The sequence below is a fragment of the Actinokineospora pegani genome (genome assembly GCF_009745975.1).
GTDB lineage: Bacteria > Actinomycetota > Actinomycetes > Mycobacteriales > Pseudonocardiaceae > Actinokineospora > Actinokineospora pegani.
The window spans coordinates 1-19,288 of record NZ_WHOL01000085.1; the positions used below are offsets into that span (position 1 = coordinate 1).

At 69.1% G+C, this 19,288-nt stretch carries 19 protein-coding genes and 2 CRISPR repeat arrays; of the genes, 8 read left to right on the forward strand and 11 right to left on the reverse strand.

From position 1 onward, the window contains the following. The 3 genes from cas1 to GCL84_RS13735 all read left to right on the forward strand — a co-directional run. A partial coding sequence (gene cas1, locus GCL84_RS13725) for a CRISPR-associated endonuclease Cas1 (RefSeq protein ID WP_156755846.1) occupies positions 1-687 on the forward strand: 687 nt, incomplete at its 5' end. After that, complete coding sequence (gene cas2, locus GCL84_RS13730; protein WP_197523228.1) at positions 687-977, forward strand: CRISPR-associated endonuclease Cas2; 291 nt, start codon at positions 687-689, stop codon at positions 975-977. The genes cas1 and cas2, both read left to right, overlap by 1 nt. Before the next feature lie 87 nt (positions 978-1,064). Continuing rightward, a CRISPR array of direct repeats spans positions 1,065-1,762; the repeat unit is 38 nt; unit sequence GTTGCGATCCTCGCTGGTCCCGGAGGGCCAGCGCTGCC. 636 nt (positions 1,763-2,398) lie between these two features. Beyond that, positions 2,399-3,100 carry a DUF6042 family protein gene (locus GCL84_RS13735; RefSeq protein WP_156755847.1) on the forward strand — a complete coding sequence of 234 codons (702 nt, stop codon included), beginning with the start codon at positions 2,399-2,401 and terminating at the stop codon, positions 3,098-3,100. A gap of 358 nt (positions 3,101-3,458) precedes the next feature. Here GCL84_RS13735 and GCL84_RS13740 read toward each other — a convergent pair whose 3' ends face one another. From GCL84_RS13740 to GCL84_RS13785, 11 genes are all read right to left on the reverse strand, one after another. Continuing rightward, positions 3,459-4,346, reverse strand: coding sequence for a hypothetical protein (locus GCL84_RS13740; protein WP_156755848.1), 888 nt, complete (start codon positions 4,344-4,346; stop codon positions 3,459-3,461). Positions 4,347-4,440: 94 nt separating this feature from the next. After that, entirely contained in the window at positions 4,441-4,701 is a 261-nt protein-coding gene (locus GCL84_RS31120; protein ID WP_456236900.1) for a deazapurine DNA modification protein DpdA family protein, read from the reverse strand. 11 nt (positions 4,702-4,712) lie between these two features. Next, positions 4,713-5,554: a CRISPR direct-repeat array (repeat unit 38 nt; unit sequence GTTGCGATCCTCGCTGGTCCCGGAGGGCCAGCGCTGCC). A 565-nt stretch (positions 5,555-6,119) separates the two neighbouring features. Next, positions 6,120-6,593: a hypothetical protein gene (locus tag GCL84_RS13745; RefSeq protein ID WP_156755849.1), complete on the reverse strand. Its 474-nt coding sequence runs from the start codon at positions 6,591-6,593 to the stop codon at positions 6,120-6,122. A 5-nt stretch (positions 6,594-6,598) separates the two neighbouring features. Continuing rightward, complete coding sequence (locus tag GCL84_RS13750; RefSeq protein ID WP_156755850.1) at positions 6,599-7,297, reverse strand: hypothetical protein; 699 nt, start codon at positions 7,295-7,297, stop codon at positions 6,599-6,601. Positions 7,298-7,318: 21 nt separating this feature from the next. After that, the gene (locus GCL84_RS13755; protein WP_156755851.1) at positions 7,319-7,759 is read right to left on the reverse strand and encodes a hypothetical protein; all 441 of its coding nucleotides are present in this window, start codon (positions 7,757-7,759) and stop codon (positions 7,319-7,321) included. A gap of 101 nt (positions 7,760-7,860) precedes the next feature. Continuing rightward, entirely contained in the window at positions 7,861-8,661 is an 801-nt protein-coding gene (locus GCL84_RS13760) for a deazapurine DNA modification protein DpdA family protein (protein ID WP_235926228.1), read from the reverse strand. Beyond that, positions 8,658-8,993: a VUT family protein gene (locus GCL84_RS29265; protein ID WP_197523229.1), complete on the reverse strand. Its 336-nt coding sequence runs from the start codon at positions 8,991-8,993 to the stop codon at positions 8,658-8,660. Before GCL84_RS29265 ends, GCL84_RS13760 begins: the two co-directional genes overlap by 4 nt. A 172-nt stretch (positions 8,994-9,165) precedes the next feature. Continuing rightward, entirely contained in the window at positions 9,166-10,080 is a 915-nt protein-coding gene (locus tag GCL84_RS13770) for an adenine nucleotide alpha hydrolase family protein (RefSeq protein ID WP_156755853.1), read from the reverse strand. Beyond that, positions 10,077-11,153 (reverse strand): DNA cytosine methyltransferase, encoded by a 1,077-nt coding sequence (locus GCL84_RS13775; RefSeq protein ID WP_156755854.1) that lies wholly within the window; start codon positions 11,151-11,153, stop codon positions 10,077-10,079. The genes GCL84_RS13770 and GCL84_RS13775 overlap by 4 nt, the downstream gene beginning before the upstream one ends. After that, a complete protein-coding gene (locus GCL84_RS13780) occupies positions 11,150-12,028 on the reverse strand; it encodes a TRM11 family SAM-dependent methyltransferase (protein ID WP_156755855.1) in 879 nt (292 codons plus the stop codon). Before GCL84_RS13780 ends, GCL84_RS13775 begins: the two co-directional genes overlap by 4 nt. Next, a complete protein-coding gene (locus GCL84_RS13785; protein WP_156755856.1) occupies positions 12,025-12,984 on the reverse strand; it encodes a hypothetical protein in 960 nt (319 codons plus the stop codon). Before GCL84_RS13785 ends, GCL84_RS13780 begins: the two co-directional genes overlap by 4 nt. 286 nt (positions 12,985-13,270) lie before the next feature. Between GCL84_RS13785 and GCL84_RS13790 the strand changes: the two genes are divergently transcribed. From GCL84_RS13790 to GCL84_RS13810, 5 genes are read left to right on the forward strand one after another with little or no spacing between them, the layout of a single operon-like run. Further along, positions 13,271-14,269, forward strand: a complete 999-nt coding sequence (locus GCL84_RS13790) for a hypothetical protein (protein WP_156755857.1) — start codon at positions 13,271-13,273, stop codon at positions 14,267-14,269. A gap of 50 nt (positions 14,270-14,319) precedes the next feature. After that, positions 14,320-14,619, forward strand: a complete 300-nt coding sequence (locus GCL84_RS13795; RefSeq protein ID WP_235926229.1) for a pilin — start codon at positions 14,320-14,322, stop codon at positions 14,617-14,619. A 3-nt stretch (positions 14,620-14,622) separates the two neighbouring features. Further along, the gene (locus tag GCL84_RS13800; protein WP_156755859.1) at positions 14,623-16,401 is read left to right on the forward strand and encodes a hypothetical protein; all 1,779 of its coding nucleotides are present in this window, start codon (positions 14,623-14,625) and stop codon (positions 16,399-16,401) included. Then, positions 16,398-17,447 carry a PrgI family protein gene (locus GCL84_RS13805; protein WP_156755860.1) on the forward strand — a complete coding sequence of 350 codons (1,050 nt, stop codon included), beginning with the start codon at positions 16,398-16,400 and terminating at the stop codon, positions 17,445-17,447. Before GCL84_RS13800 ends, GCL84_RS13805 begins: the two co-directional genes overlap by 4 nt. Then, a complete protein-coding gene (locus GCL84_RS13810) occupies positions 17,444-19,258 on the forward strand; it encodes a VirB4 family type IV secretion system protein (protein ID WP_156755861.1) in 1,815 nt (604 codons plus the stop codon). The genes GCL84_RS13805 and GCL84_RS13810 overlap by 4 nt, the downstream gene beginning before the upstream one ends. The last annotated feature ends 30 nt before the right edge of the window (positions 19,259-19,288 follow it).

The following is a 19,288-nucleotide window of genomic DNA, read 5'->3' on the forward strand; positions in this document are numbered from 1 at the left end:
GCGTTCGTCGCGGGCAAACTCCACAACTACCGACAACGACTCCTGCGCGCCGCCCGCGACAACACCAGAACACGCCAAACCCGCCTGCGCGACACCACCGAACACCACGCCACCGCCCTCACCCGACTCGAACACACCCGCGGCCTCGACGAATTCCTCGGCATCGAAGGAAACGCCACCCGCGAGTACTTCCAAGCCCTCGACCACCTCGCCCCCGGCACCGCACCCGGCCGCTCCCGACGACCACCCACCGACCCAGTCAACTGCCTGCTGTCCTTCGGATACGGCATGCTCCGCGTCGCCGTCCACGGCGCCCTCGAACACGTCGGCCTCGACCCCTACCTCGACTACCTCCACGGCATCCGACCCGCCAAACCCGCCCTCGCACTCGACCTCATGGAAGAACTACGCCCCCTGCTCGTCGACCACCTCGTCCTCACCCTCCACAACCGAGGCCAACTCCTGCCCCGCCACACCGAACAACTCCCCGGCGGCGCCGTCCACCTCACCGACCACGGCCGCAAGTTCTTCCTCGAACACTGGTCCACAGCCAGAGAACGCACCTGGCACCACGCCACCCTCGACCGCGACATCCCCGCCGCCCTACTCCCCCTCATCCAAGCCCGCCTCCTCGCCCGACACCTCCGCGGCGACACCGACACCTACCAACCCTGGACGCTCACCTGATGGAACTCCTCGTCACCTACGACGTCGACACCACCACTCCCGCAGGCCAACGCCGACTCCGCAAAGTAGCCAAAGCTTGCGAAGGAATCGGACACCGAGTCCAACAATCCGTATTCGAAGTCGTCTGCGACCCCACCCAACGCCTCCGCCTCGAAGCCACCCTCACCGACCTCATCGACCCCCACCTCGACTCCATCCGCATCTACCAACTCACCAAAGGAACTTTCACCACAACAAGACACCTCGGCGCCGCAATCAACCCAGGCCACCATGACCCCCTCATCATCTGAGCAGCCACACGCACATCACGAAACCGGGCAGTTTCAAATCAGTTCATTGCCGCCAGCCTGCGCCCGACGCGGTTGTGGAGTCCCATCGTTGCGATCCTTGCTGGTCCCCGAGGGCCAGCGCTGCGTGCGCTCCGCAGATTCCGGCCACGGTCGGGTAGCCGTTGCGATCCTCGCTGGTCCCGGAGGGCCAGCGCCGCCCTGATTCCGCAGCCATCTCGACCTGTCACACGTAGTTGCGATCTTCGCCGGTCCCGGAGGGCCAGCGCTGCTCGCCCCGTGCTCGGGCGATGACGTAGTCCCAGGGGTTGCGATCCTCGCTGGTCCCGGAGGGCCAGCGCTGCCGCGGACAGCACCGCGGGCACGTCCATGCGCCCCTTGGGGTTGCGATCCTCGCTGGTCCCGGAGGGCCAGCGCTGCCCGGTCCACCACGTACGGCAGCTCGTGAGGGCGGACGAAGTTGCGATCCTCGCTGGTCCCGGAAGGCCAGCGCTGCCCGAAATGCTCGTACTCGAGGCGGACATCCAGAGGGTTGCGATCCTCGCTGGTCCCGGAGGGCCAGCGCTGCCTGGCCGGGCCGCATGTCCCCGCGGGTCATCAAGAAGTTGCGATCCTCGCTGGTCCCGGAGGGCCAGCGCTGCCCACGAGCCCTTCGCGTAAACGAGTCGGTTGCCGTAGTTGCGATCCTCGCTGGTCCCGGAGGGCCAGCGCTGCCGCCGCCCGGACCACCATGCCGCCGGGCTCGTACCCGTTGCGATCCTCGCTGGTCCCGGAGGGCCAGCGCTGCCCTGCTTGAACAGGCTATATGCGGTGACCAACAGCCGGGCACACCATCGGGTTCCCATTGGCTGGGACGACACGCAACCCCGAGGTTCGGAACGTCCCGGCGTGTCGTACGGCGCTGGGGGTTCCGAACCCGAGGACGACAGTGTCTCCAAGCCGTCAACACACCAGATGAGGTTGAAGTGAAGACGCACCAAGGAACGAACTGGGCTCCGCTAACAGCTACACGTGGTCATGATGAAACGAAGGTGAAAGATCACCTGCCGAGAGATCACCGATTCGAACTCTCCTGTGCCGCCGTGCGCTGCGATGACCGCGCTGGCCATCGACGAGGTCCCACCCCACCTGAGGAACATCGTGGCCTTCGGTGACTGCACCGGCTGATACGACCCGCGGCCGAACGAGGCCGGGCGTAAAACTGCACTTCTGACTACACGAGACCTGTCGCGAGGCGTTGACCGTCGCCGGGGTTAAGGGCGTGCTCCTCTGCCTCTGCAAGACCGCGTCGGTGGTTCATGAGGGCTGCGATACTGCGAACGTCGACGATTGGCCGGACTTTGACGGCCTTTGTGGGATCAAGGAGGGACTGCGTGGACAGGCGAGAACCTAATGGAAGCGACATAGACAGGGTCGCGTCGTTGATGATCGGCCCATGGGCGGGCTTCCTGCCGCCTGGGGCGTCGGAAATTCTCGGGACGTTCTGCTCGTTCCGCCGTCCAACGCAACTGGAGATCGTGCGCGGGGTAGACGAGGGCGCGTTCGAGTGGGGGCAGATCGAGTTGTTCACCGCCGAGGAGTATCAGGAGTTGCTCGATAGCTCGCCCCTCGACGCTGCGGCGGGACTCAGCCTGGATGAGATCAACGAGGAAACCACCGCACTGCACCACCAGCGGTTGGCGCGCGTGGCGAGCTACGCCCGCCAGCTGAACCTTCCCCCACCGGACACGATCATCGGGTGTCTCGACTACCTCGTCTCGGCCGGTCTGCTGGACCGCTCCGGCCTCGGCCCAGAAGCCTCGTACTGGCTTCACCCCGACCCGCTGAGCCCTCGCGCGGTCTTCGAACTCGACGAGCGCGACCAGACGTCACTGAAAGCCGCCGAGGTCCACCATCACTGGAGCCTCTCCGCTGCCATCATCGAGTTGACCTCCTACAGCGCGGAGCTGCACGGCGAACCCATCACGATCCCCGGCCTGGCCCGCCGCCTCCACACCGACGCGTCCTCCACGCGCGCCGCTCTCGAGATCCTTCGCCTCGACCCCGACCTGGCCCTCACCGAAGACCTAGACGCCGAGACGGTCCATGTCAAACACCTCAAGGTGCGGTCCTGGCCAAGCTCCTGACGACCTCAAGTGTGAGCTTCACGCGGACGAATCTTGACCGACGCCGGATACACGCCCAGCATGAGATGCAAGATCGCAATGTGCTTGGCCTCGACCGGCCGCGCCTGGGGCCTTCATCTACGTCCGCTGCGGGCGGTGAGCGCGCTGCAAAGGCCGAGGTGGGTGGTCCGTCGGCGAGAACGAGTTTGCCGTCGGCTTGGATATGGGCGGTGTGCTGGACGCCGGTGTGGGGGCCGGTTCCAGACGAACTCGCCTTAGATCCTCGGGCATCACCGACCTCCTCAACGTCTCGCTGCTCCACCCAGGGTGACGTCAACCCTGTCGATCGGGGTGATCTGCCGGTCGGGTTTGACGAGGGTTAGCACGACGTCACCGGTGTGGTGCTCGGCCGATGATTGTTGAGTAGCCAGGTTCCGGTGAACAGTGCCACGTCGTCGTTGGCTGGGTCGGGGTCGGTATAAAGGTCGGCCGCCTGTGAGTAGCGCCCAGGGGTTGTCAGGGGTGGACATCGGGGCGGGGATGGTCGCGAGGATGAGAATGATCGTGTCGGGGCAAAGGCCCCAGCGTGGGGTGGTGGTCGTGAGAGGGCGTGGTCGGCTTCCGCCAGGACGAAGGCGGGGTGGTCACATCTCGAAGGTATGGGCGAAGATCGCTGAGCCTTGGGCGGTGACGAGGGGGACGCCGTGGGTGGCGAGTTCGGTTTCGATCTCGAGTCGGCGTGGGGTGTGGCGGGGTAGGTAGGTGATGTCGGCGCAGGCGATGGCGTCGAAGTCGCGGGTGGGATCGGCTGCGCGTTCGACGAGGTCTGCCAGGCCGAGTTGGTGGCATGGTTGGCGGGAGGGTTGGCTGCGGTGTAGACGAGCACCATGTTGATGCCGAGGCTTTCCGGCAGGGTCTGCAAGGTGTTGCTGCGAGTCGGGATTCCGAACTCGTCTGATACCTGCTCGATCAGCGAGGCGGGCAGATCCGGGTAGTCCATGCTGAGCACGATCACGGTCGACTCGGTGGCGCGGACCGCCTTCACCATGTCGACCAGCCCACCGCTGACGGTGAACCCACTGATCAAGGGACATGTGGCGGGCGCGGGCAGCAGGTCGGCGTAGGCGTCGCCGATGTTGAACATCGACTGGCGAAGGCTGCGCAGCAGGGACCAGTGTTGTTCGAGTCTGGAGATGCCGTGGTCCGCTGTCATGTCGGCCCATCCGTAGAGGACACCCGGGAACCTGGATGTGGTCGTGTTGTTCATTGCCCGAACCCCGTTCGCTTTGATGATTGGTGGTTCCATGAACGCGTCAACCAGCTAGGAGAGCAAGGGGCGTCGGGAATCTGCCCCGATCGGGTCATGACGCGGGTGTGCCAGGCCAGGGCGAAACGCAGGCAGTTGGACTCGGTGCGGTGCCCGGGAGCGCAGCCGGGTTCGTAGCGTCCGGCGAGGCTCCACGCCACCGAGTCACTGGAACGATGACGTCGCGGTAGCGGGACAGGCCGAGGACCTTGGCGCCGAAGGTGTGCAGGCGCAGGCCGCGGTTGGTCAACGAGTGGACGACGTGGTCGACCTCGGTGGTGTGTGGGCGGCGGCAGACGCTGCCGATGCCCACCACAGGCAGCGACGGTTGCGATCCTCGCCGGCCCCGTAGGGCCAGCGCTGCCCAAGTCGCTGCAGCTCGGGTCGCGGGCCTACGAGGAGTTGCGATCCTCGCTGGCCCCGGAGGGCCAGCGCTGCCCCCGGCAAGCCGACCGACCCCGGAAGGCTCACGCAGTTGCGATCCTCGCTGGTCCCAGAGGGCCAGCGCTGCCCAGGTTGATGCGGTCCTGGGTGTCGATCATCGCGTGGTTGCGATCCTCGCTGGCCCCGGAGGGCCAGCGCTGCGCTCATCGGGAGTCCTGATCGTCGAGGTCGGACAGGGTTACGATCCTCGCTGGTCCCGGAGGGCCAGCGCTGCTCGTTGAGGGTGTTCGCGATCTGCCAGCCCACACGGTTGCGATCCTCGCTGGTCCCGGAGGGCCAGCGCTGCTGGGCCGCGGCGAACGCCTTCGCGCCACTGGGGGAGTTGCGATCCTCGCTGGTCCCGGAGGGCCAGCGCTGCGGTTGAACAGCGTGGCGGTGGTCTCGTCACCGCGCAGGTTGCGATCCTCGCTGGTCCCGGAGGGCCAGCGCTGCGTAGCCCGCCAGCGCGTCGGTGTAGTTGTCCGGGCGGTTGCGATCCTCGCTGGTCCCGGAGGGCCAGCGCTGCGAGGCTGCCACGTTCGGCAGCGGGTGCTTGCCGGCGTTGCGATCCTCGCTGGTCCCGGAGGGCCAGCGCTGCCACCGCCACGCCACGGCGCGTCCCGATCACTCGACAGTTGCGATCCTCGCTGGTCCCGGAGGGCCAGCGCTGCCCTGATCCGCACGCATACTGACCTCAGTAACTCAGTAGTTGCGATCCTCGCTGGTCCCGGAGGGCCAGCGCTGCCCTGCTTGAACAGGCTATATGCGATGACCGGTAGTCGATACGCCATCACATTCCCACTAACTGGGATGACACGCGCCCCCGAGGTTCGGAACGTCCCGGCGTGTCGTGCGACGCTGGGGGTTCCGAACCTGACGTTGACAACGGCTCCAAGCAGTCGACGCGCTGGGAGTGAGTCCAAGGCGCACTACAACGCGAACTCGGCCCCTAACAGCAGTGCGTGCATCCGTACCCAGATGAAGAATGACGAGTAAAAGCGTCAGATGAGGCAAACGTGGAGTAAGGACCTACGGAGAAGATAACCAACGAGGCCCAAACGCACTACAATGCGATTAACTGCACCCTTGGCCAGGATGTCCTCATTCCGCAGATCGATGCCTTGAATAGTTCGGGCTGGCGGTGCAAGCCAGTCCCCGCCCCACAAATTTAGCGCCTTTCAGGTTCTTTCGCTGCCCCGGCGGGGGTGACCGATCAACTCAAATTCGCGATCGTCGAGCAGGGCTGTTAGCCCAACCTGCGTACGGCACCGATGCGAGACAAGTGCCGGTCGAACTTGTCTGCGAGTTCGATCAGATGTGCGTCGGAGAAGTCTCCGCTGCTTCCATCGGTGCATGGCCGTATTGGTGAAGCCGGATGGTGGTTGCGACAGTTTTTGCCACAGCCAGGGGCCAGGTATTGGTCAGGTTCTGCCAGGTACCCGCGAGCTGCCATTGGCCGTCGTGGGCGACGAGCACCTCGATGTCGACGCCGTCGTGGAGCTGGGTGGGCCTCTTGGATTCGGTCAGCGTGATCACGGTGTCGCCGTCGTGGGCGGCGGCCGGGGGTTTTTCGGGTAGCCAGGTTCCGGCGAACAGGGCCACGTCTTGGTCTGGGGTGGCGTGGAGGTCAACGGCGAGCACGAGGAACGCCCAGGTGTTGTCGGGGGTCCTCATCGGGGTGGTGGTTGTCGAGGGAATGAGGATGATCGCGTCGGGGCTCAGACCCCAGTGCGATGGTGGGAGGTGGTGGTTGTCCGGGGTTGCGTTGAATGCGTAGTTCTTCATCGGTTTCAGTTCCTGTCGGTGCCGTGGGATGGTCGGGTGTAGAGGGTGTGGGCGAAGACTGCTGATCCGAGGGCGGTGACCACCGGTATGCCGTTGGTGGCCAGTTCGGTCTCGATCTTGAGGCGGTGCAGGGTGTTGGAGGACAGGTAGGTGATGTCGGCGCAGGCGATGGCGTCAAAATCGCGGTCAGGGTTGGTGGATTGGTCGATGAGGTGGGTGAGGCCGCCTGTGATGGTGTGGGGTCCGATGGGCAGGACTGCTTGGGGGGTGTTGTCGAGTTGGTTGTTGGCAAAGCAGCGGGTGATGGCGGCTTTGCGGTGGATGGCGTCGGCGACGAGGTCGTATTGCTGTCGCAGCAGGTGCATGGCGTGTTCGGTGCCTGGGCATGATCCGTAGAAGGCGATGCGGATGGCGGGGTTGGGGGCGGTGGGTGGGGAGAGGGCGGGCCAAGTGGTCAGGGGTGGGACTGTGCCGGTGCGTGCCTGCGCGAGGGCTTCGGTGATGGCGCATTCGGCGCACAGGGGCAGGCAGCGGTCGGGGATGGCGTGGGATGTGTCCGGATACTTGGGCAGCCGCCCTGCGCAGCGGGGACAGAGTCCTGTGGTCACCAAGGACGCCACGGCCTCGAAGCGGTGTTGTAGTTGGGCGTCGATGAGTGGGTTTGCGCCGTTCGCGAGGGCGGCCAGGACGCAATGGTCGTGCATGGTCCATCTCCTGGGGGGTGGTTAGCCGTCTGCTGGTTCGAAGGGCTGGTTCTCGTCGTTGCGGAACAGCCACACGCTGATCTGCAGGTCGTCCATCAGCGACTGCAATGTGGTGTCGCGGATCGTGACCCCGAACTCGTGCGCCACGTGGTCGAGCAAGGTGCGGGGGAGATCGGTGTAGTCGAGACTGCACACGACGGTGTGGCGTGGTCCCGGTCGGCGGGCGGCCTTCACCAGGTCGACCAGTCCCCCGGTGATGGTGCGGCCTGCGAGGGTCGCGGGGTTCCCGGCCTCGAGCGCGGGGCAGAAGTCTGCGTAGGCGTCGCCGACGTCGAGCAGGGAGTGCTGGACGGTCTCGAGCGACGACCAGTGCTGTTCCAATCGCAGAAGCGAGTGCTCGTCGGTGGCGTCAGCCCACCCGTAGGAGACCGCGGTGAACCTGACTTGGCTTTCCTCATGCATATGGCCCCTTGTTCCTCTCACTGGGTTCGGTCGACATGTTCATGGACCCGTCAATCCCCCCCAGAGAGCAAGGGATGGCCGGTGGTCTGGCCCCGATCGGGTCACGCCACGTCGAACAACCCCGGCGACGGCGCCGCTGCCGACCGGTCGATGCGAGGCAGAGGCGGTGTGGTGATGCGCTGGAGGACACGCCTGTGCCAGGCGAGGGCGAAGCGTAGGCAGTTGGACTCGGTGCGGTGTCCGGGCGCGCAGCCGGGTTCGTAGCGTCCGGCGTAACTCCAGGCGAGGGAATCGCTGGAGGTGATGACGTCGCCGTAACGGGACAGGCCGAGGATCTTGGCGCCGAAGGTGTGCAGTGCCAGGCCGCGTATGACCAGAGAGTGGACGATGCGGTCGACCTCGGTGGTGTGTTGGCGGCGACAGACGCTGCCGATGCCGACGACCGGCAAGGTGGTCAGGTCGACGTTGTGGTGTTCGTAGAGGTCTGCGCAGCGGTGGTAGTCGTCGAGGGTTTGGCCTTGTAGGACGGGGATGAAGGGTAGGTCGGGGGCGAGGTCGCGTAGGGCGAGGTAGTTGTGCACGGTGCGGTGTTGGTGGGTGCGCAGGGTCAGGCCGGTGCGGGCCAGGACGTGGTCCTCGGTCATCCAGTCCTGAGGTGCGGCGAACTCGGGGCGGCCGATCTCGTCGGTGTAGCGGCGGACGTGGGCGGCGTAGTGGGCTGGGGTGGTGGTCCAGGCGCCGTGGAGGGAGAGTTCGGTGAAGCCGCCGGAGTCCAGGGCCCAGGGGCTGGTGGCGCGGGGGAAGGTGCGGCGGTGGGCGAGGCGGCGATGGCTGACGAGCAGTGGGACTCGCAGGTTCTTGCCGAGCCAGGAGGGTTGGTGTGTGCCGAGGTAGAACCTCATCGCCGACCACTCCGCCCGAGCATGGGCAGGACGAGGACGGTCGCGGCCGTCTTGCCCAGGAGTTGTCCCGGAAGTAGCGCCCAGCTGCCGAAGGCGAGCGGGACGAAGACGAGGGTGTCGATGAGCGCGCCAACGAGGTTGGAGGCCGCAGCGGCGCAGATTCGGGTCCGGTGGCGCAGCCGGGTGTAGATGGCGGTGTCGGTGGTCTCGGCGAGGAGGAAGGCGAGCGTGCTGGCGAGGGCAATGCGCGGGGTGGCGGCGAACCAGCACAACACGGTGCCAATGCCGATGGCCGCGGCGATACCGCGTACGCCGAGGACCTCGTGCAGCACGTCGCGGACAGCCAGGGCCGCTCCGGCGAACACGGTCCCGGCCGGGACGAGGACCCCGAAGGCGACGAGCGGGGGCAGGTGGGCGGAGGCGGTGGCGGCGGTGACGACCGTCGCCNGTAGGCGGTCGTCACCGCCGCCCCTGCCATCGTGTGCCCGCTGGACGCGGGCGGGATCATGCCGCCTCGTCCCCGCTGACTGGTTCGCCGGAGCGGCACGACCACGGCGAGCACCCGTCGGGGTCGCCATCCTCGGTGGCGGTGACCAATCGCAGGTGGCGTTTGGTGCGCGGTGGGGTGTTGAGGTCGGCTTGGTCGAGTGGGACGCGGGAGCGGTGCAGGAAGTACTGCCCGCGCAGCGGAACGCCGTCGGTGGTGGCGCGCGGGTAGCCGTGGCGGATGGCTTTATCGAACTCGACGGCCTCGGCCCAGCCTTGGGGGTCGTTGTCACGGACCCAGCGCCATCCGGCGTTGCCGTGGAACGGGCAGCCGACACAGGCGGACTTGACGGTGTCGCCGTAGCCGCGCTCGGCCAGGTAGGTCTGGCAGGCGGCTCGGTCGAGGCCGAGGTCGAGCAGGGGGAAGACGTTGCGCAGGAAGCGTAGGCCGGAGTCCTTGGCGCGGGTGACCTCGTCGGTGCTGATGCCGATGGCCTGTTCGGCATAGACCCCGTTCGGGACCCGCTGGGGGTGGGGATAGCCGAGCATCTCCCGGGCGGCCCGTTTGAGTGGGACGAGCTTGTACTCCTTGGTGCACTGGCGGCGGGCGAGGCCGTGGGAACCGTCGGGGTTGAGGGTGTGCAGGGGCATGGACACGAACCGGTGGGCGGGGTCGAGGGCGTCGGTGCGGATGTTTCCGACGGAGACTCGGCGCACGGGGATACCAGCCTTGGCGGCGGTCGTGCGGAGGCGGTCGAGGTTGGCGTAGACGGCCTGGGGTTCCCAGCCGGTGTCGGCGAACAGGGCAGCGTCGAAGGGTGGGATCTCGCCCTCGCAGGCGAGCAACAGGACAGCGGTGCTCTGCACCCCAGCGCCCAGCGACAGCAGGCGCAGCGTCGGAGCGGGGTCGACGAGTGAGAGTCGGGTGGTCATGCGGCGTTCGCCTCCCGGGACGGTGTGGCGGTGGCGTGCAGGAGGGTGTTGAGGTCGTGCAGCAGCAGCGACACGGCGTGGGCGGCTTGCTGTGGGACGACGCCGTTGCCCAGGGCGCGCAGCTGTGCGGTGCGGGGCAGCGGGAGGTCGGTGACCCATCCGGCGGGCAGGCCCATGAGGTGCTCGACAAAGGCGGGGGCGAGCACCGGACGTCCGTGGGCACCGGGTTGCGTCGGGTACGGCACTGGGCGTCCGAGCACGCGCTCCCAGCGAGTGATGGCGGTCCGGTAGTCGCCCCAGTCGACCTCGGCGGCTATGCCGTGTCGTGGTTCGGCGGCAGCAGTCGGATCACCGCCGAGGGCAGCATCAGGTCGCCCTTGGTCCCGCGCTGTGCCGGGCAGCCCTTCGTCCCGTCGGTCGCTCGCGGTGTGGGCAGCAGTGTGCTTTGCCGGGTGACCAGCGGGATGACTTGCTGCGACAGCGGTGGCCAGAATCCCTCCCCCGCGTGCCTGCCCGGTGTGCCTGTGTCGGAGGCCCTGGGCGTTGGGAGCAGCGAGTCGGCGGGCGCGGGTGTGGCGGGGCCAGGCGAGCAGGAAGACGCGTTCGCGGCGGTGGGCGGCGCCGATGTCGCAGGCCCGCACGCAACGCCAGAGCGCGTCGTACCCTGCTTCGGCCAGGTCGCCGAGTACACGGTGGAGGCCGCCGTTGCGCCAGCGAAGCGCGGCGACGTTCTCCACGATGAGCAGCGCTGGTCGTAGTAGGCGAACGCCCGCCACGATGTCGGTCCACAGGCCACTGCGCGTCCCCTTCTCGATGCCCGCGCGCTTGCCCGCGGCGGAGATGTCCTGGCACGGGAACCCGGCGACGAGCACGTCCACCGGGTCGACTGCGGCCCAGTCCACGAAGCGCAGGTCGCCCAGGTTCGGTGTTCCGGGCAGGCGGGCGGCGAGCAGTTGGCGGATGTGTGGGTCGGGGTCGGCCACCCACGCGATCCGCCCGCCGCCGAGCGCGGTCAGCACGCCCATGTCGAGTCCGCCGGAGCCCGTGCACAGCGACCCGATCACCGGCGTCATGCCGCCTTCTTGGTCAGGGCGGTGCGGAAGACGAGGACGTCCTCGTGGGCAATCAGGTGCAGCGGGAGCCCGGCCTCGCGCTGCTTGCGGATGAAGTCGCGTTGGAAGAACGAACCGCGGGCCACGAGGTCGGTGTCGGCGGCGCGGGCGAGCAGGGCGACGTCACGTTCGACCGGGACCAGTCCGGCGGCGCGGCCGCAGGCCAGTACCTGGGAGGGCAGGTCGATGAGCTCGGAGTGCTCGCGCCAGGGGCGGATGGTGATGGCGATGTGCCCGCCGGGGCGCAGGAAGGTGCGCAGCCCGGCAAGGATGCGAGTGAACCCGGACAGCAGGCGGTGGTGACCGATGTTGGCGAGGTTGCCGCGATCGAGCACGTTGCCGTAGCGGTGGGAGTATTTCTGCACCCCCTCCCCCGGGACGGTCGACACCTGCCCATGCGTCGAGGGGCCGTAAGGCGGAGAGGTGACCACCAGCGCGGCTTGCCCGACGTACTGCGGTGGCAGCAGCGTCACCACCTGGCGGGCGTCACCCTCGTAGACGTTCGCGTCGATGTCGAGGCTGTCCTGGCGGGCGAGGTCCAGGTTCGCGCGGGCGACCTGCGCCCAGTGCGGCTCGTACTCGATGCCCACCGCGCGGCGCCCCAGGCGCACGGCCTCGACGAGGGTGGTGCCGATCCCGCACATCGGGTCGAGCACCAGTTCGCCCGGCGCCGTGTAGTGGGCGACGGCGTGGCGGACGACCTCGGGCAGCATCTTGGCTGGGTGCGCGGTGGACTCCGGCAAGTACCAGCCCTTGCGCTGCGCGACCGGGGACTTCTGCGCGGTCGTCCACACCGACGGGTCCTGGGGTGCGGGCGTGTTGGCGTCGGCGTTCATCGACGGCCTCCCTCGTGCGGCTGGGCGAAGACCTGGATGTCGGAGTGGATGCGCCGGTGCGGTGCGGGCAGGCCGCGCACGACCGCGCGGTGCCGTGTGCGGGCCTCGTCCTGGGAGCCGTCGTCGAGGGGGAACCGGCCGTCCTTGACCGGTGTGTGCACCGCGACGACGTGCTGCAGGTAGAGCAGGTCGGCGTTCTGCCCGGCGGCGACCACGGCACCGGTCGGGTCAACCAACTCACCACCGGACCAGTCACAGTGCGTGAACACCACGAGGATGCCGCCGACCCGCAGAAGACGTGCCGCGAACAACGCGACCTGGTCGGCGGCGCGGTCGCCGGAGACCAGCGGACGCAGGCTCGTGATGACCAGGTCCGCGTCACCAGCGATGTCGTCGGTATCGGCCGCGGGCGCGCGCTCGATGACCGCCGCGGGGATGGATCGAGGGTTGTCGACGAGGTCGGCCCAGAACGGTCGCGTGGTCGGCGCCGTGGTGTCGGGGTCGACCGCGAGGTGTTCGACGCGTGCTGTGCGGCCGAGCCGTTCGACCGTGTGCACGGCGTCGTCCAACTCCGGGCCGGGCTCGGCGCCGGGTGCGTGCTCGATGACCCCGTGAGCGCCGATCGGTGCGTGGGTGGGCGGGCTCGGCCAAGGCAGGAGCACCACCCGCGCGTCGGGTTCGCTGAACGAGGTGACGATCCGCTCGACGAACGCGCCCGGCCAGCTCGCGTCGAGGTCGACCGGTTCGTTGACCGTCCACACCGTCGCGGGTGTCGGCGTCGAGGCGGCGGGGCGCGGTCGGGTCTTGGCACCCGGCCTGGCGGGGCTGACCTTGGTGGTGGTCGGGGCGGTCGGCCACGGGCGGCGGTCGCCGCCGCGGCGCGTCTTGGGACGGGCGGTCCTCGCTGGCTGATGTGCGCGGGAGCGGCGTGCTCCGCGGTCGTCGGGCTGGGTCATGGAGTCCCCTTCGGGCAGACCGGGCGCGCCCTGTGCTGCGAGGCGCTGATGACGGCCCTGAACTCCGTTTCGACAGGCATCGGGGGACACACTCGGTTGAAATCGCAAAGCGAGTTGCGATGAATTCCCAGCCACCGGATTCGCCCCTGACGCTGCGGATCTTCAGCGCCGGTACTAGGCCCGTACCTGCACGGACACACTTCGGTACCAGCGCGGAAAGAGTCCGGTACCACCCGACGTGACTTCCTGGTCGAGCCGTTCACGACGTCTCACCAGGAGTGATCCCATGGGCTCACAACACGCATTCCCCAAGTCCGGTTTCGACCGCGGCTCCATGCCGCTGGACGCCGCGAGGTCGTCATTCCAGTGGCTGGTCACCGGGCCCGAGCCGCTGTCGGTCGACGGGCGGACGTTCCCCGGCCTCCCGGACCGGTCGGTGCCGCTGGACGAGGTGCGCGACCGCCTGCTTCGCCGTCAGACCTCCCAGGCCACGCGCGACCGGGTGTGGGCGCACCTGGTGTTGCGCAGCCGCACCGACGGTGGCGCGTGGACGGTCGGCGCGGTCGGTGTCGCGCTGCCCGCGCTGCTGTCCATCGCGTCCACGTTGACTGCCAGGTTCGCCAACGACCCGAGCGACATCCACGCCGCGGTGCTCACCGGTTTCGTCGCCGCGCTCGGCGAGGCCGACCTGCGTCGGCCGCGCATCATGCTGCGCCTGCGATGGGCCGCGTACCGAGCCGGGCACGCCGCGGTGCGCGAGGCGCTCGACGCCCCCGTGCCCACCGGACACGGCCTGCGCGCCTCGACCGCGCCGCCCCCGACTGGGCACCCGGACTTCGTCCTCGCCCGCGCGATCGCCGAGGGCGCCATCACCGCGACCGAGGCCGAACTCATCGGCGTTACCCGCCTCGAGGGCGCGTCCCTGGCGGCCGCCGCGGCCGACCGGAACCTGTCGTACGAGGCCGCGAAGAAGGCGCGTCAGCGCGCCGAGCACCGGCTCGTCGCCTACCTCCTCGACACCGACGACAGCGAAGCCGATGGGCACGACCTGTCCGCCCAGGTGGCCGACACGGTCACCGTCACCAACGCCGCGCACCTCCCATTTCTGTCACGCAGCGTCACTCCCCTGGTGGCGCGGAAGGGCAGCCGGCGTGTGTCCCCCACACCCCGGCTCGACGGAGTTCAGGGTCGCGGGCGGCGTTCTGCTCCCGCGTCCACCACCTCGTCGTCCCGGTCGCCGCGGCGGCCGACGGACTCGACCTCGGGAGAGTCGCGATGCGCTTGACCCACTCTGTCCACCACCGCGCCTTCGCCCGGTGCCTGACTTTCGCGGGCGTGCTCGCGTTGACACTGCTGTCGTCCGCGGCGATCGCGCACGCTGACACCGTGGTGCTCGCGATCGCGGGCAGCGTCGACGAAGTCCTCACCAACATCCGCAACTGGTTGATGGGCATCCTCGCCGCGTTGGCGACCGTGTTCCTGACCATCGGCGGCGTCCGCCGAGTGTTCGGCGGTGGTGACCCGGGCGAGCAGGAGAAGTCGAAGGAGGCGTTCAAGGCCTCCGGGATCGGCTACGCCCTCGCCGCGCTCGCGCCGCTCGTCGTCACCGTCCTCAAGGGCATCGTGGGGGCCTGACCCATGCGCACCCTCCTGGCCGTCATCCTGGGTCTCGCCATCCTGTCCGGTGGCGCGATCACCGCGGTGGCGCTCGCACCGTCCGCCGTGGCGCAACCACCAGCGCCCGCGCCTCCGCTGCCCACTGTCGAACCGGCGCCGTGCGCGCCGGGGTCGCCGCTGCCGATGTGTGGCCTGCCCACACCGATAACAACACCGCCGCCACCGCCGTGCTCCGGTGTCGGCTGCATCCCGCAGCCCGGCACGACCGCACCGGCACCGTCCACACCCGGCACGGGCACCCCCGGCGACGGGGAGGGGCCCGAGGCCGACGACTGCGGGATCACCGACATCGGCGCCTGTGTCACCGGGGCCATCGACACGTTCTTCCGAGGCATCGTCAGCGAAGCGCTCAACCCGCTGCTGGACCTGCTGTCCACCACGTTGCTAACCACACCGACACCGACCTCGCTGCCGCGGGTCGCCGAACTGTGGGACAACTCGTGGCAGATCCTGCTCGTCTCCTACGGGCTGCTCGTCGTCATCGCAGGTGTCATCGGCATGGGCTATCAGACACTGCAGACCCGCCACTCCATCAAGGAGCTCGCGCCCCGCCTGGTCGTCGGCTTCCTGGCGGGAGCGTTGTCGCTATGGGCGGCGACGATGGGCATCGAGATCGCCAACGCGCTCGTCACCGCGATCATGGACGGCGGCGTCGACGCCGACAGCGCGGGCCGGGCGTTGAGCGAGCTCACGCTGGGCAGCCTCAACGGCGGCATCTGGATCGCGATCGTCGGCCTCGTCCTCGCGGGAATGCTGGTCGCCCTGCTCGTGACCTACGTGGTGCGGGTCGCGGCGACCATCATCCTCGTCGCCGGGGCGCCGCTGGCGCTGATGTTCCACGCACTGCCGCAGACCGAGGGCATCGCCTACTGGTGGTGGAAGGCCTACGCCGGTTGCCTGGGCATCCAACTGGGCCAGTCGCTGACCCTGATCACCGCCCTGAAGGTGTTCCTGGCACCCGGTGGGTTCGGTCTCTTCGGCCCGACCATGCCCGGTCTGGTCAACCTGCTGGTCGCGATCGCGCTGATCTTCATCCTGCTGAAGATCCCGGGCTGGGTGCTGTCCTCCGTGCGCGGCGGCGGGGGTGGGCGGGGGATGGTCGGGTCCGTCGTGCGCGGGTTCATCGCCTACAAGACCCTCGGCATGCTCGGTGGCCGCGGCGGTGGCAAGGGCGCGGTCACGCCACCGGTGCTTGGCGCGAGCCCAGGTGCCGGGAACGCCACCAAGCCAGGCCCCCTTGCCGGAACACGTGCGTTGCCGGATGGCCAGTACATGCTGCCGCTGCCCGGCGTGCGGCGAACCCGCGCCTCGGCCAAGGCCGCGCCCAAGGCGGCGGCGCCGAAGGCCGGTCCGCAGGCGCGACAGCTGGCGCTCCCGTTGGGCGAGGACTGGCCGGAGAACAAGCCGGTCCTCGGCCGTGACGGGCAGTACCGGCTCCCGCTTGACGGAGTGCGGCGCGTGCCCCGCCCGGCCAACTCGACGCCACCGACACCCCGTCCGTCCGTGCGGCGCGCGACGCAACTCGAACTGCCGCTCGACCCGTACAAGGGCAACCGGGCAACCAGGGACGGGCAATACCCCCTGCCACTGGACGGACTCCGACGAACCCCGGCACCCGCTCCCCCGACGCCACCGGCAACACCGCCGCCGCGCCCGAGCAACCAACTGCGACTGCCGCTGGACCTGCCCAAGCGCACACCACCACCCGCACGACCGACACCGCGAGGAGTGAAGTCGTGACCGCACCCGTCCGCATCCCAGCCGACGTCGACATGCACGACCGCGTGCTCGGTCCGCTGACCGCGCGCCAGGTGGCGATCCTGGCCACCGCCGCCGCGCTGCTATACCTGCTCTGGCTCGGCACCCGTTCCTTCCTGCCGTTGCCGGTCTACCTCGTCGTGGCCGGGCCGTCCGGTGTCCTGTCGGCCGTGCTCGCCCTGGGCACCCGAGACGGCGTCCCCATGGACCGGCTCGCGCTGGCCGCCTTCCGCCAACGCCTCGCGCCGCGCCACCACGTCGCCGCACCCGAGGGTGTGCGCCCCGCACCCGCCTGGCTCACCACCGACGTCGACCAGCCCGACCAGCAGGCGGCGTCCGCGCTGCGACTGCCCGCCGAGGCGGTGACCGACACCGGGGTCGTGGACCTGGGCGAGGACGGTCTGGCGGTCATCGCGGCGGCGTCCACGGTGAACTTCGCGCTGCGCACACCGGCCGAGCAGGAGGCGCTGGTCGCGTCGTTCGGCCGCTACCTGCACTCGCTGACCGCGCCGGTGCAGGTGCTGGTGCGCACCGAGCAACTGGACCTCTCGACGCAGGTCGCGGAGCTGCGTAACCGGGCAGGCGGTCTGGCGCACCCCGCGCTGGAAGCCGCCGCGACCGAGCACGCCGACTTCCTCGTGCGGCTCGGCGAACAATCCGACCTGCTGCGCCGCCAGATCCTGCTCGTCCTGCGCGAGCCCACAGCGGTCGCCCCGCCCGACGGGCTCGGCGGAGCTGGTCCGCTCGCCCTGCTCAGGGGCAAGCGGGGGCGGCAAGCCGATCCAGGTGCCAGACGGGCAGCCGAAGCGCGGCTCGTGCGTCGCCTCGGTGAGGCGGTCGACCTGCTATCCCCGGCGGGCGTCGTCGTCACACCGCTCGACGCGGGCCAGGCCACGGCGGTGCTGTCGTCCGCGTGCGACCCCGACAGCCTCCTGCCGCCGTCGCCGGGGTTGGCCGGTGCGGACGAGGTCATCACCAGCGCCCTCGACCCCGGCTGGGGCGATCAGGACGAGAGGGACCTGTCATGAGCTCACGTCTGCGCCGCGACCACGACTCGACGGCGTTCACGCCCGACGCGCTGTCGGTGGGCATCCGGCACCTTGAGGTGGGTGGCGAGTGGGTCGCCTCGTTCGCGGTGGTGGGGTTCCCCCGCGAGGTGCACCCCGGCTGGCTGGCGCCGCTGCTGACCTACCCCGGCCGCCTCGACGTCTCCGTCCACGTCGAGCCGATCGACCCCGCCACCTCCGCGACCCGGCTCAAGAAGCAACTGGCCAAGCTGGAAGCCGGGCGCCGGCACACCGCCGCGCACGGCCGCCTGTTCGACCCCCAGGTCGAGGCCGCGACCGAGGACGCCTACGACCTGTCCTCCCGGGTGGCCCGCGGCGAGGGCAAGCTGTTCCGCACCGGCCTGTACCTGACCATCCACGCCGCGTCGGAGGAGGCGCTCGCCGACGAGGTCGCCGCCGTGCGGGCCCTGTGCGCGAGCCTGCTGCTCGACGCCAAGCCCACCACCTACCGCAGCCTGCAGGGCTGGGTGACCACGCTGCCGATGGGCCTGGACCTCATCGGCATGCGCCGCACCTTCGACACCAGCGCGCTCGCGGCGGCGTTCCCTTTCACCAGCCCCGACCTGCCCGCCCCCGACCCGACCAGTGTGGCGGCGCCGACCGGCGTCCTCTACGGCTACAACATCGGCTCGCAGGGCCTGGTGCACTGGGACCGGTTCGGCGAGGGGATGCACAACCACAACTCGGTCATCCTAGGCCGCTCCGGCGCGGGCAAGTCCTACCTGGCCAAGCTCGAACTGCTGCGCAACCTGTACCGGGGCATCGAGATCGCCGTCATCGACCCCGAGGACGAGTACGCCCGCCTGTCCGCCGCGGTCGGCGGCACCTATATCCACCTCGGTGCGAACGGCGTCCGGCTCAACCCGTTCGACCTGCCCATCCAGACCCGCGCCGACGGTCGGCGCAGCGCCCCGAAGGACGCCCTGATCCGCCGGTCGCTGTTCCTGCACACGGTCATCGCCGTCCTCATCGGCACAGAGTTGCATGCGGCCGAGCGGGCAGCCCTGGACCAGGCGATCGCCGCGACCTATCGCAGCGTGGGCATCACCGACGACGCCCGCACCTGGACCCGACCATCACCCACCCTCCGCACGCTGCGAGACCAGCTCGCGACCGCGGGCAAAGCGGGTGACCGGGCCGCGGGCGATCTCGCGGCGCGGCTGCACCCCTTCGTCGAGGGCGCGTTCTCTTCTCTGTTCGACGGGCCCAGCAGCATCCGCCCCGAGGGGCACCTGGTCGTGTTCAGCCTCCGCGACCTGCCCGACGAGCTCAAAGGGATCGGCACCCTACTGACCCTGGACTCGGTCTGGCGGCGAGTGTCCAACCCAGCGATCCGCCGCCCCCGCCTGGTCGTGGTCGACGAGGCCTGGCTGCTGATGAAAGAGAAGGCCGGGGCCGAGTTCCTGTTCCGCATGGCCAAGGCATCCCGCAAACACTGGGCCGGACTAACCGTCGCCACCCAGGACACCGCCGACGTCCTCGGCAGCAACCTGGGCAAGGCGGTCGTGGCCAACGCCGCGACCCAGGTGCTGCTGCGCCAGGCGTCTCAGGCCATCGACGAGATCACCCGGACCTTCGACCTGTCCGCCGGTGAGCGGGCGTTCCTGCTCTCGGCCGACCGGGGCCAAGGGCTGCTGTCCGCGGGCACCCAGCGAGTCGCGTTCCAAAGCATCGCCTCACCAACCGAGCACCAACTGGTCACCAGCGATCCGGAGTTCCTGGCGTCACTGCCGGATGTGGACGCGAGCCCCGAATGGGAAGACCTGCCATGACCACGCCAACCCCGGGAACACACATGAGGT

What these genes read in the sequence shown, in the direction of transcription:
- GCL84_RS13780 (WP_156755855.1), bottom strand. Translation starts at nt 12,028, where the DNA reads ATGAACGCCGACGCCAACACGCCCGCACCCCAGGACCCGTCGGTGTGG.
- GCL84_RS13745 (WP_156755849.1), bottom strand. Translation starts at nt 6,593, where the DNA reads ATGAAGAACTACGCATTCAACGCAACCCCGGACAACCACCACCTCCCA.
- GCL84_RS13755 (WP_156755851.1), bottom strand. Translation starts at nt 7,759, where the DNA reads ATGCATGAGGAAAGCCAAGTCAGGTTCACCGCGGTCTCCTACGGGTGG.
- GCL84_RS13760 (WP_235926228.1), bottom strand. Translation starts at nt 8,661, where the DNA reads ATGAGGTTCTACCTCGGCACACACCAACCCTCCTGGCTCGGCAAGAAC.
- GCL84_RS13790 (WP_156755857.1), top strand. Translation starts at nt 13,271, where the DNA reads ATGGGCTCACAACACGCATTCCCCAAGTCCGGTTTCGACCGCGGCTCC.
- GCL84_RS13740 (WP_156755848.1), bottom strand. Translation starts at nt 4,346, where the DNA reads ATGAACAACACGACCACATCCAGGTTCCCGGGTGTCCTCTACGGATGG.
- GCL84_RS13775 (WP_156755854.1), bottom strand. Translation starts at nt 11,153, where the DNA reads ATGACGCCGGTGATCGGGTCGCTGTGCACGGGCTCCGGCGGACTCGAC.
- cas2 (WP_197523228.1), top strand. Translation starts at nt 687, where the DNA reads ATGGAACTCCTCGTCACCTACGACGTCGACACCACCACTCCCGCAGGC.
- GCL84_RS13810 (WP_156755861.1), top strand. Translation starts at nt 17,444, where the DNA reads ATGAGCTCACGTCTGCGCCGCGACCACGACTCGACGGCGTTCACGCCC.
- GCL84_RS13770 (WP_156755853.1), bottom strand. Translation starts at nt 10,080, where the DNA reads ATGACCACCCGACTCTCACTCGTCGACCCCGCTCCGACGCTGCGCCTG.
- GCL84_RS13785 (WP_156755856.1), bottom strand. Translation starts at nt 12,984, where the DNA reads ATGACCCAGCCCGACGACCGCGGAGCACGCCGCTCCCGCGCACATCAG.
- GCL84_RS13750 (WP_156755850.1), bottom strand. Translation starts at nt 7,297, where the DNA reads ATGCACGACCATTGCGTCCTGGCCGCCCTCGCGAACGGCGCAAACCCA.
- GCL84_RS13735 (WP_156755847.1), top strand. Translation starts at nt 2,399, where the DNA reads ATGATCGGCCCATGGGCGGGCTTCCTGCCGCCTGGGGCGTCGGAAATT.
- GCL84_RS13800 (WP_156755859.1), top strand. Translation starts at nt 14,623, where the DNA reads ATGCGCACCCTCCTGGCCGTCATCCTGGGTCTCGCCATCCTGTCCGGT.